The sequence below is a fragment of the Robertmurraya korlensis genome (assembly GCF_023715225.1).
Classification (GTDB): Bacteria; Bacillota; Bacilli; order Bacillales; family Cytobacillaceae; genus Robertmurraya_A.
In genome coordinates this window covers 1-451 of the sequence record NZ_JAMBNS010000105.1, presented here as the reverse complement: position 1 = coordinate 451, position 451 = coordinate 1, and the positions used below count along the sequence as shown (strand labels likewise).

General features: G+C 43.5%; 1 protein-coding gene. It reads left to right on the top strand.

The window, feature by feature from the left end; genetic code table 11:
• The coding region (locus tag M3175_RS26010; RefSeq protein WP_251524599.1) for a DUF4129 domain-containing protein at nucleotides 1–255 on the top strand (255 nt) is incomplete at its 5' end.
• Nucleotides 256–451: the final 196 nt, after the last annotated feature.

Below are 451 nucleotides of genomic sequence, written 5' to 3'. Positions count from 1 at the left end.
GATAGACATGATTGGATTATGATACAGTTATCCAATCGCTTGGCAAAAAAAGACAAAACGCTTGCCAGGCAGGATAGTGAAGGGGTGCTGGCTTGGCTTACTCGACTTGAGCCAAAAGTCACCGATAAGGCAGCCATTCAAGCACTTGCCGCGCTATATCGACAAATCCGCTATCAGCAGCCCACGGATAACAAACAACCCATACGGCAATTAGACAATTTGGCGAAAACCATCGCGATAAAAAAATCCCATTAATATTCAATATTTGTTTGCTATACTCTATAGGATATAAATAAAGCGCTGCAGCAATTTGTGGCAAGTAAAGGTTTTAGCGTATCTAGTCAAAATGTCACGCCCATAAGCGTTGAGCCGTATAATGAAGATTATGTGGATGAGCAGGGACAAACCCGCACCCGCCAAAATGGCTATAAAGCCACGCAAACGCTGTCAA